This window comes from Polaromonas sp. YR568 (genome assembly GCF_943369675.1).
Taxonomy (GTDB): domain Bacteria; phylum Pseudomonadota; class Gammaproteobacteria; order Burkholderiales; family Burkholderiaceae_C; genus Polaromonas.
In genome coordinates, this window is the sequence record NZ_CALROB020000053.1 from 18446 (window position 1) to 35056 (window position 16611).

The 16611-nt window shown below is 65.4% G+C and carries 14 protein-coding genes; 3 read left to right on the plus strand and 11 right to left on the minus strand.

What is annotated here, in order from left to right; translation table 11 throughout:
* Positions 1-84 precede the first annotated feature (84 nt).
* Positions 85-1275 (minus strand): aminoglycoside phosphotransferase family protein, encoded by a 1191-nt coding sequence (locus tag ACLV8F_RS21530; protein ID WP_411886241.1) that lies wholly within the window; start codon positions 1273-1275, stop codon positions 85-87.
* 105 nt (positions 1276-1380) lie between these two features.
* On the opposite strand from ACLV8F_RS21530, the gene ACLV8F_RS21535 reads away from it, so the two are divergent.
* The 3 genes from ACLV8F_RS21535 (at position 1381) to rsmA (ending at position 6190) form a co-directional block, all read left to right on the plus strand.
* The gene (locus ACLV8F_RS21535; protein WP_411886242.1) at positions 1381-3843 is read left to right on the plus strand and encodes an LPS-assembly protein LptD; all 2463 of its coding nucleotides are present in this window, start codon (positions 1381-1383) and stop codon (positions 3841-3843) included.
* Positions 3836-5254, plus strand: a complete 1419-nt coding sequence (locus ACLV8F_RS21540; protein ID WP_411886243.1) for a peptidylprolyl isomerase — start codon at positions 3836-3838, stop codon at positions 5252-5254. Before ACLV8F_RS21535 ends, ACLV8F_RS21540 begins: the two co-directional genes overlap by 8 nt.
* Positions 5255-5425: 171 nt before the next feature.
* A complete protein-coding gene (gene rsmA / locus ACLV8F_RS21545; protein WP_411886244.1) occupies positions 5426-6190 on the plus strand; it encodes a 16S rRNA (adenine(1518)-N(6)/adenine(1519)-N(6))-dimethyltransferase RsmA in 765 nt (254 codons plus the stop codon).
* Between the two features lie 255 nt (positions 6191-6445).
* On the opposite strand, the gene ACLV8F_RS21550 is transcribed toward rsmA, so the two are convergent.
* The 10 genes from ACLV8F_RS21550 to ACLV8F_RS21595 form a co-directional block, all read right to left on the minus strand.
* The gene (locus ACLV8F_RS21550) at positions 6446-6898 is read right to left on the minus strand and encodes a barstar family protein (RefSeq protein ID WP_411886245.1); all 453 of its coding nucleotides are present in this window, start codon (positions 6896-6898) and stop codon (positions 6446-6448) included.
* 53 nt (positions 6899-6951) lie between these two features.
* Complete coding sequence (locus ACLV8F_RS21555; RefSeq protein ID WP_411886255.1) at positions 6952-7278, minus strand: ribonuclease domain-containing protein; 327 nt, start codon at positions 7276-7278, stop codon at positions 6952-6954.
* A gap of 267 nt (positions 7279-7545) precedes the next feature.
* Positions 7546-9876, minus strand: a complete 2331-nt coding sequence (locus tag ACLV8F_RS21560; RefSeq protein WP_411886246.1) for an NADP-dependent malic enzyme — start codon at positions 9874-9876, stop codon at positions 7546-7548.
* Between the two features lie 233 nt (positions 9877-10109).
* Complete coding sequence (locus ACLV8F_RS21565) at positions 10110-10826, minus strand: ABC transporter ATP-binding protein (protein WP_411886247.1); 717 nt, start codon at positions 10824-10826, stop codon at positions 10110-10112.
* On the minus strand, positions 10819-11610 hold the full coding sequence (locus tag ACLV8F_RS21570) for an ABC transporter ATP-binding protein (RefSeq protein ID WP_411886248.1): 792 nt from the start codon (positions 11608-11610) through the stop codon (positions 10819-10821). The genes ACLV8F_RS21565 and ACLV8F_RS21570 overlap by 8 nt, the downstream gene beginning before the upstream one ends.
* A complete protein-coding gene (locus tag ACLV8F_RS21575) occupies positions 11607-12578 on the minus strand; it encodes a branched-chain amino acid ABC transporter permease (protein ID WP_411886249.1) in 972 nt (323 codons plus the stop codon). The genes ACLV8F_RS21570 and ACLV8F_RS21575 overlap by 4 nt, the downstream gene beginning before the upstream one ends.
* Positions 12579-13451, minus strand: coding sequence for a branched-chain amino acid ABC transporter permease (locus ACLV8F_RS21580; protein WP_411886250.1), 873 nt, complete (start codon positions 13449-13451; stop codon positions 12579-12581).
* Positions 13452-13582: 131 nt separating this feature from the next.
* Positions 13583-14755 carry an ABC transporter substrate-binding protein gene (locus ACLV8F_RS21585; RefSeq protein WP_411886251.1) on the minus strand — a complete coding sequence of 391 codons (1173 nt, stop codon included), beginning with the start codon at positions 14753-14755 and terminating at the stop codon, positions 13583-13585.
* 252 nt (positions 14756-15007) lie between these two features.
* Positions 15008-15991: a PDR/VanB family oxidoreductase gene (locus ACLV8F_RS21590; protein WP_411886252.1), complete on the minus strand. Its 984-nt coding sequence runs from the start codon at positions 15989-15991 to the stop codon at positions 15008-15010.
* A gap of 11 nt (positions 15992-16002) precedes the next feature.
* The coding region (locus ACLV8F_RS21595) for a GntR family transcriptional regulator (RefSeq protein ID WP_411886253.1) at positions 16003-16611 on the minus strand (609 nt) is incomplete at its 5' end.

Here is a 16611-nt window from a genome sequence, read left to right on the forward strand (position 1 = left end):
GGGAGGGTGTGGGGCAGGGGCATCATGGAGGGAAAGGCGTCGCCTTGGGTGGAGCGGGTATACGGGGCGCGGGCCGGCCTGGCCTCAAAACGTGTAGCCCACACGGGTTTCATTGCCTTCGATCTCGTCGAGCAGCACCATCAGCGGCCCCAACTGCCGGTAGCGCGCGGCGGTGTTGCGGGCGTATTTGATGAAGCGCGGCGTGTCGGCCAGGTACTTGGGCTTGCCGTCGCGCAGCGTGAGGCGCGCGAAAATGCCCAGAATCTTCAGGTGGCGCTGCAGGCCCATCCATTCCACGGCGCGGTAGAACTCGCCGAAATCGTCGCCGACCGGCAGCCCCGCCTTGCGGGCCCTTTGCCAGTAGCGAACGGTGATGTCCAGCACAAAATCCTCTTCCCAGGTGAGGAAGGCATCGCGCATCAGGCTGGCGATGTCGTAGGTGATGGGGCCGTAGACGGCGTCCTGGAAATCCAGCACGCCAAGGCCTGTCGCGCCGCGCTCAGAGGCCATGGAATTTTCCGACGGGCCGCCCCTGGGAAAATTAGCCCCAATTCCAGGTGCAAGGGGCAGCGTACCGCCGTAGGCACGCGAAGCGACAAGCGTGGGGGCTATTAGATTGCGCGGCATGAAGTCGCGGTGCACGAACACGCGCGCGCCGTCCAGCGAGTTCAGGTTGCTGGCCTTGATCTGCGCGAACAGGCCGTCCAGCTTGTCCTGCAGGCCGGTGTCCAGCGCCAGGCCGCGGTGCTTGCCGACATACCACTCGGGAAACAGCGACAGCTCGCGCGACAGCAGGGCATCATCGTAGGGCGGCAGCACGCCGGGCTGCGAGGCGAGTTGCCAGCCCACAAGGGCCTCGATCGCATCGACATACAAGTCGTAGTGCGCCTGTGTGGGGCTGGCAACGGCGTCAACCCTGGCGGGCGGGGCGATCACCTCCATCATGGTCCTGGCGCCCAGGTCGCTCAGCAGCATGAAGCCCAGGGGCTCATCCCATGCCAGCACGCGGGGCGCGTTCAGCCCCGCGTCCGCGATCAGGCCGGCGATTTTGACGAAAGGCCTGCAATCTTCCTGCGCGGGCGGCGCGTCCATGATGATGAAGCTGCCCTTCGCAGCGGCGCCATCCACCCGGAAGTAGCGGCGAAAGCTGGCATCGGCGGACGCCGGCCTCAGCGTGCCGGCCTGCAGATGGTGCTGGCCGGCCACGGCGGACAGCCAGCCGTCGAAGGCGGCGGCGCGTGCCGGATCTGCCCAGGCGATGGACGGCGCGGTCATGCTTGCGCAGCCTTCGGCGGGCTCAGCGTCTTTATTCCGGGGATGGGGTGGAGGGTCATGGATAATCGGGCCTGATTTTACAAACGGGTTTATCTCACATAAACGATGCGCCGCGCATCCCCCTCGCCTTTTATTCTCTCCCCGGTAGCTCTTGCTGTCTCCAGGCTGGTCGTGTTTTGCGCCACCCTGGGGATGGCTGCCGCAGGGACGGCGCACGCCCAGGCCGTGCCCGCGGCGCCTGAGCCCGCGCGGGGAGCTTCCGCCGCCACGCCGGCGGAGATGGCGCAGACCGAAGGCGTGTTAAAGCTCAGGCCCGCGCCCAAGCTGGCCGAGGAAATCTCCAACAACCCGCAGGACCGGGGCCCCACATTCATCTTTGGCGACCGGGTGACGGGCCGCCCCGACCTGGAGACGGTGATCGACGGGAACGCGGAACTGCGCCGTGGCGCGACCTCCATCCGCGCCGACCGCATCGAGTACTACCAACCCGACGACCAGATGAAAAGCCGCGGCAACGTCCGCGTCAACCGGGCCGGCAACCGCTTCGAAGGCCCCGAGCTGGAACTCAAGCTGGACCGCTTCGAGGGCTTCTTCACCACGCCCGATTACCGGTTCCTCAGCAACGGCGGCAACGGCCGGGCCGAACGGGTGGACTTTCTCGATGAAAAGCACCTGACGGCCCAGCGCGCCAGCTACACCACCTGCGAGCGCGACGACGAGGCGAGTTGGGAGCCCGCCTGGGTGCTGCGGGCCAGGAGTTTCGAGTTCGACCTGGACAACGAAGTGGGTGTGGCCAACGGCGCGGTGGTGCGCTTCAAGGATGTGCCCATCCTGGCATTTCCCAAAGTCAGCTTTCCGCTGAGCGACAAGCGCAAATCGGGCTTGCTGCCGCCGACCGTGAGCATGGGATCGACGGACGGCTTTGAATTTCGCCAGCCCTATTATTTCAACATCGCACCGAACCGGGACGCCACGTTTTCACCGGCACTCCTGAGCAAGCGCGGCCTGGACCTGGCCGGCGAGTTTCGCTACCTGGAGCCGACCTCCAGTGGCGCGCTGCGCGGCAACTACCTGCCGGGTGACAAGCTGCGTGATCGTGACCGGTGGTCCTATAGCTACCAGCACATCGGTACCATCAATACCGACCTGCCTTTCGTGCGCGACGTGAACGTCAACCTCAACATGAACCGCGTCAGTGACAACGATTACTGGCGTGACTTCGCGGCCCCCGCGGGCTCCACCACCCAGCGCCTGTTGTCCCAGGACGTCAATCTCTCCTGGGGTACGGGCAATCTTTCCACGACCATGCGCGCCTTGAAATGGCAGACGCTGCAGGACGTGACCTCGCCCATCGTTCCGCCCTATGACCGCCTGCCGCAGTTCACCGCCACCTACAGCCGGGTGGACGCCCCCCTGGGGCGCCTGGGCAACGGCTTTGACTGGTCCATCGAGGGCGACTACACCCGCTTTTCCGCGGACAGCCGCCTGACAGGGCAGCCCAACAGCGATCGCGCCTTTACACGCTTGCAGCTCGCCCGGCCCTGGTTGTCGGCCGCCGGTTTCATCACGCCCAAGGTGCAGCTGCATGCTACGAGCTATCAGTTTGACTCCATGCTGCCGAACGGGGCCAAAACGGCGTCGCGCGTCGTTCCCACCTTCAGCCTGGACAGCGGCCTGCAGTTTGAACGCAATACCAGTTTCCTGGGCCGCGCCTTCACCCAGACGCTGGAGCCGCGGGCTTTTTACGTTCGCACGCCTTACCGCGACCAGAGCCAGCTGCCTAATTACGATTCCGGCGCCAATGACTTCAACTTCGCGACGGTGTTCACCGAGAACGCCTTTGTCGGCAACGACCGGATCTCCGACGCGAACCTGCTGACGCTGGGTGTGACCTCCCGCCTGCTGGATCCGGCCACCGGCGCCGAAGCCGTGCGCGTCGGTATCGCGCAACGCCTGCGCTTTGAGGACCAGAGGGTCACGCTGCCCGGCGCGCTGCCGGTGACCGACCGCATCAGCGACTTGCTGGTCGGCGCCTCCGTCAACTGGGTGCCGCAGTGGTCATTCGACACCACGGTGCAGTACAACCCCAAGACAAAACAGTCCGAGCGCGCCTCCATCGGCGTGCGTTACAACCCCGGCAACTACCGCGTCATCAGCGCCGCGTTCCGGCGCCAGCGCGGTGTCAGCGAACAAATTGACATAGGCTGGCAATGGCCCATCAATGACCTGTGGGGCGACAAGGGCAAGGACCTGGGCGCCGGGCAAGGCCAGGGCCCGGGGCGCTATTACGCGGTCGGCCGGCTGAACTACAGCGTGCTCGACAAACGCCTGGTCGACTCCATCGTCGGCGTCGAATACGACGGCTGCTGCTGGATAGGCCGGGTGGTGCTGCAGCGCTCGCAGATCGGCACGGGCACGTCCGACACCCGGATCATGTTCCAGCTGGAACTGGTGGGCTTTTCGCGCATAGGCGCCAACCCCCTGGAAACCCTCAAGTCAAATGTTCCGCGCTACCAGAACCTGCGTGAGAAAATCGATGCTCCAAGCCGCTTTACCACTTATGACTAAAAACCGCTTTGTTCCAGAATTCTTTCCAGGCCTGCCGTGCGCGGCCGGGGCGGTGTTTGCGCTCTCGATTTTCCTGACGGCGGCGCAAGCGCAAGCCCAGGGACTCAGGCCTTCCAGTCCCTTGCGCTTGTCAGATCCGGCCGCCGTGGCACGGACGCCGGCCCAGGCCGGGGGGCAGCGCCAGGCCGACTTCATCGTCGCGGTGGTGAATTCCGAACCCATCACCAACAGCGAAGTGCGCCTCAAGCTGATCCGCACCGAGCAGCAAATGCTCCAGCAGGGCGCGGCCTTGCCGCCGCGCGGCGAGCTGGTAGGGCAAATCCTTGAACGCATGATCAGCGACAAGGCGCAACTGCAGATGGCGCGCACCTCGGGTGTCCGGGTGGATGAAAACGCTATTGAGGCGGCAATCCAGACCGTGGCCACCCAGAACCAGATCACGACGGACCAGTTGCGCGCCCGCCTGAAGGCCGACGGCATCGACTATGCCCAGTTCCGCTCCGAGGTACGCGATGAGCTTCTGGTCAGCCGCCTGCGCCAGCGCGAGCTGGAGTCGCGCATCAGCATCACCGAGCAGGACATCGACCAGTTCCTGCGCGACCAGGAAGGCGGCGCCGCCGAGCCCTCCTCCGTGGTTCTCAACCTGGGCGAGATCCTGGTGGCGGTGCCCGAGAACGCCACGCCGGACCAGGTCGCGGCGCTGCAGGCCAAAGCCCAGCAGGTGCTGGACCGGGCCCGCGCCGGCGGCGACTTCACCGCGCTGGCCGCCGAGTTCTCCGGCTCCGCCACGCGCGCCACGGGCGGCCAGATGGGCTTGCGCCCTGCCGACCGTTATCCGCCTCTCTTTCTTGACGCAACGAAGAACCTGCCGGCCGGCGGATTCGCCAACCTGGTGCGAAGCGGCGCCGGTTTCCACATTCTCAAGGTGATCGAGAAGCAGCAGGGCGGCATGCCCGGCGCCGTCGTCACCCAGACCCACGCCCGGCACATCCTGCTGCGGTTGAACCCCAAGCAGACGGAAGCCGCCGCGACGGAAAAACTGGCGGAGTTCAAGAAACGCATCCTGGCAGGGCAAGCGGACTTTGCCGCCCTCGCCCGCGACAACAGCGAGGACGGCTCTGCCAAGGAAGGCGGCGACCTGGGTTGGGCCAGCCCCGGTATTTTTGTGCCCGAGTTCGAGAAGGTCATGAACGCCCTGGCGCCCAACCAGATATCCGACCCGCTGGTGACCCGCTTCGGCGTGCACCTTCTGCAGGTGCTGGAGCGCCGCGAAACCCAGCTCTCGCAGCGCGACCAGCGTGAGATCGCGCGCAACGTGCTGCGCGAGAAGAAGCAGAACGAGGCCTATGCGCTGTGGGCCCAGGACGTGCGCGGCCGTGCGTACGTGGAGTACCGCGATCCACCGCAATAGTGTGGCCCCCACGGTCGCTCGCTTCGCGTAGCTCCCTGCCCCCCGAGGGGGCCGCTGCGCCTGCGGCCCGGCAAAGCCGGTTCCGCGGCCCCTGCTTGTAAAGAAAAATGCCCTCCGCAGTCGTCACGACGACTGCGACCCCGGCTGGTTTAGGACGAGAGGCCGCTACACATGAAACACATCCCGCGCAAACGCTTCGGCCAGCATTTCCTGACTGACCAGGGCATCATCGAAGGCATCGTCCAGGCGATCGCGCCGCGGCCCGGCCAGGCTGTGGTGGAGATCGGCCCGGGCCTGGCGGCCCTGACGCAGCCCCTGGTCGAGCGCCTGGGCAATCTCACCGTGATCGAACTGGACCGCGACCTGGCCCGGCAGTTGCGCGAGCATCCCCAGCTCAGCGTGGTCGAGTCCGACATCCTCAAAGTGGACATCCACGAACTGGCGCGCACCGCCTGCGCGCCGGGGCAAAAACTCCGGGTCGTCGGCAACCTGCCCTACAACATCTCCACGCCCATCCTGTTTCACCTGCTGGGCGCGGTCGACGTGATTGAAGACCAGCACTTCATGCTGCAAAAGGAAGTGATAGACCGCATGGTGGCCGCGCCGGCCACCAGCGACTACGGACGGCTCAGCGTGATGCTGCAGTGGCGCTACGCCATGGAAAACGTGTTGTTCGTGCCGCCGCACAGCTTTGACCCGCCTCCGCGCGTGGACAGCGCCGTGGTGCGCATGGTGCCGCATGCCGCGCCGGCGGCGCTGGACGTCAAGCTGCTGAGCGAACTCGTGCAGGTGGCCTTCAGCCAGCGCCGCAAGCTGCTGCGCCACACGCTGGGGCAATGGCTTACCGCGCGGGGCTTTGCCGGAACTTTTGACGTGCAGCGCCGTGCCGAGGAAGTGCCGGTGGCCGAGTACGTGGCGCTGGTGCAGGCGCTGTAAGGCCGAATGGGCAGCGTCCCGGCATAAAAAAAGCCCGTCTCTGACGGGCTTTTTTGCGGGCGCCCTGCGGCGCCCATGGTGTCGTTGTGCTTTAAGCAGCTGCGAGCCAGTAACCCGCGTTAAACGGGCTGCTCATGCGCAGCGCCAGAGGCGACACGTCTACCAGTTTGTCGGTAGGCATGACTTCTTCACCTTCTGCGACTGCTTGCTGGGCCTCATTCGCCCGATCCCCTTGGCCGATGTCTGGGGAGCGGGCTACAGAAAAGAATAGAAGCATCTGAACGGTATCTTGCGATCCGCCCAGTAGTCCGATGCATCCCGGAAGATGTCGAGCAGCTGCTCGCGCGCTTCCTTGTCGAATTTGGCATTCGCCGGAATCTGCTCGAGCACGACGATGAAGCCGGGCTGCGGGCCCGACTTGTGGACCAGGTCCGTCATGCAGTCGTACAGCGCGTCGAAATTCTTGCCGAAATGCGCAGGGAAGGTGTACTGCGCCGCAATCATGTCCAGCACGTCCTGCTTGCTCTGGGCATTGCCCAGGTTGGCATACAGGAAGTGTTGGTTCAATTGCGTCGCGGCGTCCTGCAGGTCCTGCACGCGGAAGGCACGTATGGATTGAACGATATTGGGCCGCACGCCGCGCAAAGGCGTTTCGCCGTCCTTGCGCGCCGGCGTCGTCTCGTTGTCCCGACGAAGTGGTGTATCCATCTCCGCTACTCTTTCTCTGAAGTCAAAAACTCAAAATAACAACCACAGCTCATTTACTGAACGATTCTGCGAAAACTCGCATAGTGGTCGTCGGTGTAATAACAGGCATCCGGGGCGGCGGGTTTTAACCCGCCACAAACAATGCGCCGTGCTCCCCGGCTGCGTACGTTGGGTGTTCTGACGGTGTATTCGCGGTAGTAACCGCGCTGGTTGGCCGGAAGAAGTCGTTCCCGGTTCCCAAACACCACGCCGTCTTTTTCTTCTCTGAACGGCCCACCCTGGTAAATCAGCGTCATCATGTCGCGCCCTTGCGGGGGCAATTGCGCCGTTGCAATCGTGCCAGCCGGGGCCGGGGAAACCGGGCCCTTGGCCTGCACCATGCTGGGGATTAGCCCGCTCAGGCTGGTTGCCAAGACCAGCAAGCCAACCATCCTGGCCGCCTGCCGACCTCCCCACCCATTGCGCAACATGAAAAAGAAGCCTTTCCTGGAACCTGAGCCAGCCCGCCGATTTCGGGTTAACCCTTAAATTTCAAGAGAGGTAGTTTGCCGCAAGTAGGCAAAAAACGCAAGTGGCTGCTGAAAATTTAGGCAGTAAAGACGGGGATTATTGCCTGAATAAGTTAGTGCTGGCTATCTAATTGGGGCTTATCGGGCCGCGTTCGCGTCCGCCACCGTCAACGCTGTCATGTTGACGATGCGGCGCACCGTGGCGGTGGCGGTCAGGATGTGCATGGGTTTGTTCGCGCCCAGCAGCACGGGGCCGATGGCGATGTTGCCGCCGGCCGCCGTCTTGAGCAGGTTGTACGAAATATTGGCCGCATCAATATTGGGCAGGACCAGCAGGTTGGCCTCGCCCGTCAGCGTGCTATTGGGCATGATCAGTGCGCGCGCGTCGGCGTCCAGCGCCATGTCGCCGTGCATTTCGCCGTCGACTTCCAGCCAGGGGGCTTTTTCGCGCAGCAGTTCCAGCGTGCGGCGCATCTTCAGCGCGCTGGGCAGGTTGGAGGAGCCGAAGTTCGAATGCGACAGCAGGGCCGCCTTGGGCTTGATGCCGAAGCGCATCATTTCCTCGGCCGCCATGGTGGTGATCTCCGCCAGTTGTTCGGCCGTCGGGTCGCAGTTCACGTGCGTGTCGAGCAGGAAGACCTGGCGATTCGGCAGCAGCAGGCCGTTCATGCAGGCGTAGGTGTTGACGCCTTCGCGCTTGCCGATGACCTGGTCCAGGTAATCCAGGTGGTGGGCGGTGGTGCCCCAGGTGCCGCAGATCAGGCCGTCGACGTCGCCCTTGTGCAGCAGCATGCCGGCGATCAGGGTAAGGCGGCGGCGCATCTCGATCTTGGCGATCTGCACCGTGACGCCGCGGCGCTCCATCATGCGGTGGTAGGTCTGCCAGAAGTCGCGGTAGCGGTGGTCCTGCTCGACGTTGACGACGTCGTAGTCGAGCTCTTCCTTCAGGCGCAGGCCGAATTTTTCGATGCGCTGGGCAATGATGGCCGGCCGGCCAATCAGCGTCGGCCGTGCCAGGCCCTCGTCGACCACGATCTGGCAGGCGCGCAGCACGCGCTCTTCCTCGCCCTCGGCGTAGGCCACGCGTTTGCGGCTGGCGGCCTTGGCGGCCGCAAAAATTGGCTTCATCATCGTGCCCGAGGCATAGACGAAGCTCTGCAGCTTTTCGCGGTAGGCGTTCATGTCCTGGATGGGCCGCAGGGCCACGCCGCTGTCGGCCGCCGCCTGCGCCACCGCGGGCGCGATTTTCATCATGAGGCGCGGATCAAAGGGCTTGGGGATCAGGTACTCGGGCCCGAACGCGAGCTTCTCGCCCACGTAGGCGGCCGCCACGACTTCGCTCTGCTCGGCCTGCGCGAGTTCGGCGATCGCATGCACGGCCGCGATTTCCATCTCGATGGTGATGGTGGAGGCGCCGGCATCCAGCGCGCCGCGGAAGATATAGGGAAAGCACAGGACGTTGTTGACCTGGTTGGGGTAGTCGGTGCGGCCGGTCGCCATGATGGCGTCGTCGCGCACGGACTTGACGTCTTCGGGCGTGATCTCGGGATTCGGGTTGGCCAGCGCCAGGATGATGGGCTTGGCCGCCATCTTCGCGACCATGTCTTTCTTGAGCACACCGCCGGCCGACAGGCCCAGGAAGATGTCCGCGCCCGCGATCACGTCGCTCAGGGTGCGCGCATCGGTCTTCTGCGCGAACTGGATCTTGTCCTCGTCCATCAGCTCGGTGCGGCCTTCATAGACCACGCCGGCCAGGTCGGTCACGAACACGTTTTCGCGCTGGATGCCCAGCTTGAGCAGCAGGTTCAGGCAGGCCAGCGCCGCGGCGCCCGCGCCCGAGGTCACGAGCTTGACCTGGCCCGGACCCTTGCCGACCACCTTGAGCGCGTTCAGCACCGCCGCGCCCACCGTGATGGCCGTGCCGTGCTGGTCGTCGTGGAACACCGGGATCTTCATGCGCTTGCGCAGTTCGCGCTCCACGTAGAAGCAGTCGGGCGCCTTGATGTCTTCGAGGTTGATGGCGCCGAAGGTCGGCTCCAGTGAAGCGATGATGTCGACCAGTTTGGCCGGGTCTTTTTCGTCGATCTCGATGTCGAACACGTCCACGCCGGCGAACTTCTTGAACAGCACGCCCTTGCCTTCCATCACCGGCTTGGAGGCCAGCGGGCCGATGTCGCCCAGGCCCAGCACGGCGGTGCCGTTGGTGATCACGGCCACGAGGTTGCCGCGGCTGGTGTACTTGAAGGCGTTGTTCGGGTCCTTGACGATTTCTTCGCAGGGCGCCGCGACGCCTGGGGAATACGCCAGGGCCAGGTCGCGCTGGTTGGTCAGCTGTTTGGTTGCTGCGATGGCGACCTTGCCCGGCGTCGGAAACTCATGGTACTCAAGCGCGGCGCGGCGCAGTTCGGCACGTTTTTCTTCGCGGTTGGCTTCGTTGTTGTTGGGCGTCGCGGCGGGGGTGGTCGGCATCAGGAAGGTCTCCAGCGGAAACGGTCGGGGCGACCGTCAATTTTTTGTAAGGTCTGCGATTGTAGGCCTCTGGAGGGGAAAACCCTAGTAAGTGAATCTACGCAAAAAGGTGCTTCGCCTGTGACTTTTCAGCACGGAAAGACGCTTTAGCGTGACGCTGATTCACGATGGCGGCGCGTAGCGGTTTTTTGCGCGCTTTAACCGCGAAATGCCGCGCTGGGCGCTGTAGCCGTTCAGCGCGCCACGCCCAGCAAATGGTCCAGCCGCTCGGGTTGCTCACGCAGCGCCTGGGCCGTGCCCGCATGTACCACCATGCCGCGGTCCAACACCACGGCGCTGTCGGAAATCGCCAGGATGGCCTGCGGGTGCTGCTCCACGATGATGGCGCTCAGGCCTTCTTCTCGCGTGATGCGGCGTATGGCGCGCAGCAGCTCTTCCACAATGATGGGCGCCAGGCCTTCCAGCGGCTCATCGAGCAGCAGCAGCCTGGGGTTGAGCACCAGCGCCCGGCCCACGGCCAGCATCTGCTGTTCACCGCCCGACAGCTGCGTGCCCAGGTTGCCCTTGCGCTCGGCCAGGCGCGGGAACATCGCGTACACGCCGTCGGTGTTCCACTTGCCCGGGCGTGCCACTGCCGTCAGGTTCTCGTGCACCGTCAGCGATTTGAAGATGTTGCGCTCCTGCGGCACCCAGCCTATGCCGGCCGCCGCGCGCTCGTGCGAGGGCAGCTGGTGCAGGGCGACCACGGATGCGCCCGCGCCGAACGAGATGGCGCCGCCATGCTGCCGTGTTGCGCCCGCCAGCGTGTTGATCAGTGTGGTCTTGCCGGTCCCGTTGCGCCCCAGCAGCGCGAGTGTCTGCCCCTCGCCCAGCGTGAACGACACCTCGTGCAGCACCACCGCCTCGCCGTAGCCGGCGCGCAGTTTCTCGACCTTGAGCAGTTCAGCCATGGGCCACCTCCGCCACATGCTCCTCGCCATGGCCGAGGTAAACCGCCTTGACCTGCGGGTCCGCGGCGATCTGTTCGGGCGTGCCTTCGGTCAGCACCGCGCCGTTGACCAGCACCGTCATGGTGGTCGCGAAGCTGAACACCAGGTCCATGTCGTGTTCAATCAACAGCACCGACACATCGGCGGGCAACGCGGCCACGGTTTGCAGCAACTCCTCGCGCTCGCCGGCCGGCACACCGGCGACAGGCTCGTCGAGCAGCAGCACGCGCGGCTCGCAGGCCAGCGCGACGGCGATCTCGAGGAGGCGGCGCTTGCCGTAAGCCAGCACGCGGGTCGGCTGGTCCATCACCTCGGTGAGGTGAAACTGTTCCAGCAATTGTTCGCAGCGTTCGGCCACGGCGCGGTTGCGTCCCAGCGGCTGCCACCACTTCGCACCGATGCCTGTTTGCTGCGACACCGCCAGCGCCAGCGTCTGCAGCGGTGTCAGTGAGTCGAAGAGCTGGTTGATCTGGAAGGTGCGCACCATGCCGCGCTTGACGCGCTGGTGCGGCGCCAGCCGCGTGATGTCTTCGCCGTCCAGGACGATGCGGCCCTCGGTCGGCTGCAGCACGCCGGTCAGCAGGTTGACCAGCGTGGTCTTGCCCGCGCCGTTGGGGCCTATCAAGGCATGGCGCGCGCCGCGCCGCAAGTCCAGGTTGACGTTGCTGGTGGCGGTGATGCCGCCGAAGCGCATCACCAGGCCTTGCGCGGACAGCACCGCGTCGCTGTGGGGCGCCGTGCTCATGGGCGGCCTCCGGGTTCGCGCCGCAGCCAGGTCCAGGGCCGCACCAGCCGCTCGCGGCCCACCAGCACCAGCACCACCAGGAACAGGCCTATCCAGAAAGTCCAGTACTGCGGCGTGATGGACGAGAGCGCATCCTGCATCAGCTTGAACACGATGGCCCCGGCCACGCCGCCGTAAAGCCAGCCGACGCCGCCCACCACCAGGATCAGCAGCACGTCGGCGGAGCGGTGGAACTCAAACAAATCGAGCGAGGCAAAACCCGTGGTCTGCGTCATCAGCGCGCCGGCCGCGCCCGCCACGCCGGCCGCCACGGTGTAGACGATGACCAGTCGCGACGCCACCGGGATGCCGATGGCCATGGCGCGCAGGCGGTTGTCGCGTATCGCCTTGAGCGTAGCGCCCAGCGGCGAATGCACCAGGCGGCGCATCAGTAGAAACAGGACCAGCAGCACCGCCAGTGAGTAATACGCCGCCGTGCGGCCGGTGAGGTCGAACTCGAAGCGGCCCAGCAGCGGGCCCATGACCACGCCCTGCAGGCCGTCGGCGCCGCCCGTCAGCCAGTCGAGTTTGTTGGCCAGCTCCAGCAGGATCAGCGCCACGCCCAGCGTCACCATGAGCCGCGTCAGGTCGCTGCCGCGCAGGATGGTGAACGAGCAGACGGCGCCCAGCAGCGTGGCGGTGGCGATGCCCACGGCCAGGCCCACCAGCGGGTCGGGCATGACCAGCTTGGCGAACAGCGCCGCCGCATAACCGCCTATGCCGAAGAAGGCCGCATGGCCCAGCGAGACGATGCCGGTGTAACCCAGCACCAGGTCCAGCGACACCGCAAACAGCGCGACGATGGCGATCTCATTGATGAGGGACGCATGGCTGGGCAGCAGCACCGGCGCGATGAAGGCGGCCAGCCAGAGCACCGGCTCCCAGGGTTTCCAGCGGCTGCTTTTGAGCAGCGATGTCTGGGTGTTCATTTATTTACCCGCCTTGCGCACGAAGAGGCCTTGCGGCCGCCAGATCAGGATCACGATCATCAGGCTGTAGACGATGAAGGCCCCGAGCTTGGGGATGTAGTACTTGCCCGCCACGTCGGCGATGCCCAGCAGCAGCGCGGCCAGCAGCGGGCCGGTGATCGACGTGGTGCCGCCCACGGCCACCACGATCAGGAAATAAATCATGAACTTGAGCGGAAAGCTCGGGTCCAGGCCCAGCACCTCGGCGCCCAGCGCACCGCCCAGGCCGGCCAGGCCGGAGCCGATGGCGAAGGTCAAGAGGAACACGATGTTCACGTTGATGCCCAGGCCGGCCGCCACGCGCTGGTCGTCCACCGAGGCGCGCAAGCGGCTGCCGAAGCGTGTGCGCGTCAGCACATACTGCAGGCCCACCGTCAGTCCAGCGCACACCGCGATGATGAACAGCCGGTAGTGGCCCATGCCCAGCATCCAGGCGCCGCTGCCGAGCTCGGTGCGGCCCTTGAGCCATTCGGGCAGGTGCACGATCTGCTGCGTCGAGCCGACGAAGTAGTCCACGCTGGCCACCGCCATGAACACCAGGCCGATCGAAAACAGCACCTGGTCCAGGTGCGGCTTGTTGTACAGCGGCCGGTACAGCGTGCGCTCCAGCACCGCGCCCAGCAGCGCCGAGCCCGCGAAGGCCAGCGGCAGGCACAGTAAAAAGGGCACGCCGAAGTGCTGCATCAGCAGCACGGTGATGTAGCCGCCGGCCATGGCGAAGGCGCCGTGCGCGAGGTTGATGAAATTCATCAAGCCCATGGTCACCGCCAGGCCGACTGCCAGGATGAACAGCAGCATGCCGTAGGCGATACCGTCGAAAAGAAGGGTCAGCATGGGTTGGCCGGATGATCCGTGTTTGCTTGAAGGGGCCTAATCCAGGAACGGCGCGGAACCGGCTTTGCCGGGCCGCAGAGCTTGCCCCCTGCAAGGGGGAAGACGGCAACGCCGCCTTCGGGGGGTGCAATTTACTTGGCTTTGCCAGGATCTTTCACATCCTTGATCACGTCAAACTCCACGTTGTAAAGCTGGCCGTCCTTCTTCTCGACCTTGCGCAGGTAAACGTCCTGCACGATGTCGCGCGTCTGCGCGTCGATGAAGATCTTGCCGCGCGGGCTTTCAAAAATCTGGCCCTTCATGGCTTCGAGCAGCGCATCGCCGCCGCCCTGGCCCTTGCTGGTTTTGAGCGCTTCGTAAATCACCCGCATGCCGTCATAGCCGCCCACGGCCATGAAGTTGGGGCGCAGGCCCTTGTTGGCCTTGGAGAAGGCCTCCACGAATTTTTTATTCATCGCCGACGGGTGCGCGGCCGAATAGTGATGCGAGGTGACCACGCCCAGCGCGCCGTCGCCCATGTCGTTGAGCTGGTCGTCGTCCGTCACGTCACCGGTGCCGATCAGCCGGATGCCGGCCTTGTCCAGGCCGCGCTCGAGGAACTGCTTCATCACCGCGGCGCCCGCGCCGGAAGGCACGAAGACGAACAGAGCATCGGGCTTGTTGTCCCGCACTTTTTGCAGGAAGGGCGCGAAGTCCGGGTTGCGCAGCGGCACGCGCAGCGCATCGGTCACCTGGCCGCCGTTGAAGGTCAGGCGTTCCTTGAAGAATTTTTCGGCGTCGATGCCCGGGCCGTAGTCGGACACCAGCGTGACCACTTTCTTGATGCCGTTCTTGGGCGCCCAGTCAGCCAGCGCGACCGAGACCTGCGGCAGCGTGAAGCTGCTGCGCACGATGTAGGGCGAGGCCTGCGTGATGCTGGAGGTCGCCGCCGCCATCACCACCATGGGCGTCTTGGACTGCGTCGCGATGGGCGCGGTGGCCAGGGCCGAGGGCGTGATGCCGAAGCCCGCCAGCACGTTGACCTTGTCGTTGACCACCAGTTCCTGCGCCAGGCGGCGCGTGACGTCCGGCAGCGAGGTGTCGTCCTTGACGATCAGCTGGATTTTTTTGCCCGCCACGGTGTCGCCGTTTTGCGCCATGTAAAGCCGCGCGGCCGCCTCGACCTGCCGGCCGGTGGTGGCCTGCTGGCCCGTCATCGGCAGGATCAGGCCGATCTTGAAGGTGTTGTCCTGAGCCAGGGCCGAAGTGGCCGGGGCCAGGGAGGCAACGGCAAGGGCTGCGGCGGTAAAGAGGCGTCTTTTCATGGTTTGTCTCCTGGTGGTTTTCAATTCTTGCTGCTGCGTTAAAAGCAGCGGGCCATTGCCCGCATTCGGCCGCAAAACGGTGCGAGTCTAGTATGAGTGCGGTATCGGCACAAATGTTCGCTACGTGAACACGTCGGCCATGTTGCCCCTGGCTTCATTCTGTCGGTTGCCCGTCCCTGGTTTGCCGCCCGTTCGGTGTCGTTTGCGCGATCATCGCGCGTATGGCCCGGTGATCGCACACAAGTTGTCCACTCAGGCGTCAGGCCGGTAAGAAGAATCCAGCGTCACCGAGCCCACCACGCGTGACACACAGGCGCACAGCCGCGTGTTCCCCTGTTTCTCGTGTTCGCTCAAAAAGACGTCGCGGTGGTCGATCTCGCCGTCCAGCGCCAGCACGTCCAGCGTGCACAGGCCGCATTCGCCACGTTTGCAATCAGACACTGCCTCCACGCCGGCCTGCTCCAGCGCGTCCAGCAGGCTGCAGCCGGCCGGCACCATGATGTCCAGCGAATGGCGCGGAATGCGCACGCGAAAGGCCTGGGGGGCGAAACGCCCGCTGTTGCCGAAGGTCTCGTAACGCAGGTCTGTCGCCGGCCGGCCCGCGGCCTCCCAGGCATGGCGTGCCGCGTCCAGCATGGGGACAGGGCCGCAGACATACATTTGCGCGCCGGCCGGCAGGGCCGCAATCTCGGCGGCGAAGTCGATGCGTGAGCCGGCAAGCGCCTGCAGGCGCTCGCCCAGGCAGGCCCGCAGTGTTTCGCCGTACGCCAGCTCGGCCTCACCGCGCGCGCCGTACAGCATGCGCAGCGGCCGGCCCGATTGCGCGCAGCGTGCGGCCAGCGCCTGGGCCATGCCCAGCAGCGGCGTGATGCCTATGCCGCCGGCCACCAGCAGGTAGGCCGGCGCGTTGAAGTCCAGCGGGAAATGGTTGTGCGGCCCGTTCACCTGCAGCCGGTCGCCCGCGACCAGTTGCCACATCGCGCGTGAACCGCCACGGCCGTCGTCCAGCCGCTTCACGGCGATGCGGTACATCCGCCCGTCGGGCTCGCCGACCAGCGAGTAAGAACGCAGCTGCGGCTTGCTGTTCACGAGCAACTGCACCTGCAGGTGGCTGCCGGGTTCATGGCGCTGTGCGCGTTCATTCCCAGGGAGGCGGATGCGGAACTCGCGGACGGTCGGCGTGAGGTCCTCAAAAGAATCAATGACCGCGTCGGTCCAGCTGGCGTTGCTTCGCATAATGGGGCGCTTCAGCTGCGTTTTCGGATCAGGCGCACGCCCGGCATCTGGTCCAGGTTGTGGCTGGCCACGGCGGCGCGCAAGTTGCGCTGGGCCAGGCGCGAATGCTCGCGCATGATGGCCTCGGCGCGCGAACCCTCGCGCTGCTCGATGGCGTCCAGTACCTGGCGGTGCTGGTCCTGCGCCACGATCAGCATGTCGCGCGCGCCCGGTGAATTGGCCTGCACCACCACAAAACCCGAGGCCGAGGCAAAAGGCAGGCTGGACACGCGGTCCAGCTCCTTGGCGATCACCTCGCTGCCCGCCATCTCGCTGAGCAGCGCGTGAAAGCGCGCGTTGAGCGTCACGTAGCTCGAGAAAGCCTCGTCGTTGAGGGCCGGCTGGCTCAGCACCGCGTCGATGCTGTTCAGGCACTCGCGCGCCTCGCTGAGCACCACGGTGGGCGCGCCGCGCTCGGCCGCCAGCCGCGCCGACAGGCCCTCGATCGTGCCGCGCAGCTCGATCGCCTCGGACACGTCGCGTTCCGAAAACGTGCGCACCGCGAAGCCGCCGTTGGGCAGCGACTCCAGCAGGCCTTCCTGCTCCAGCCGCATCAGCGCCGCGCGTATCGGCGTGCGCGA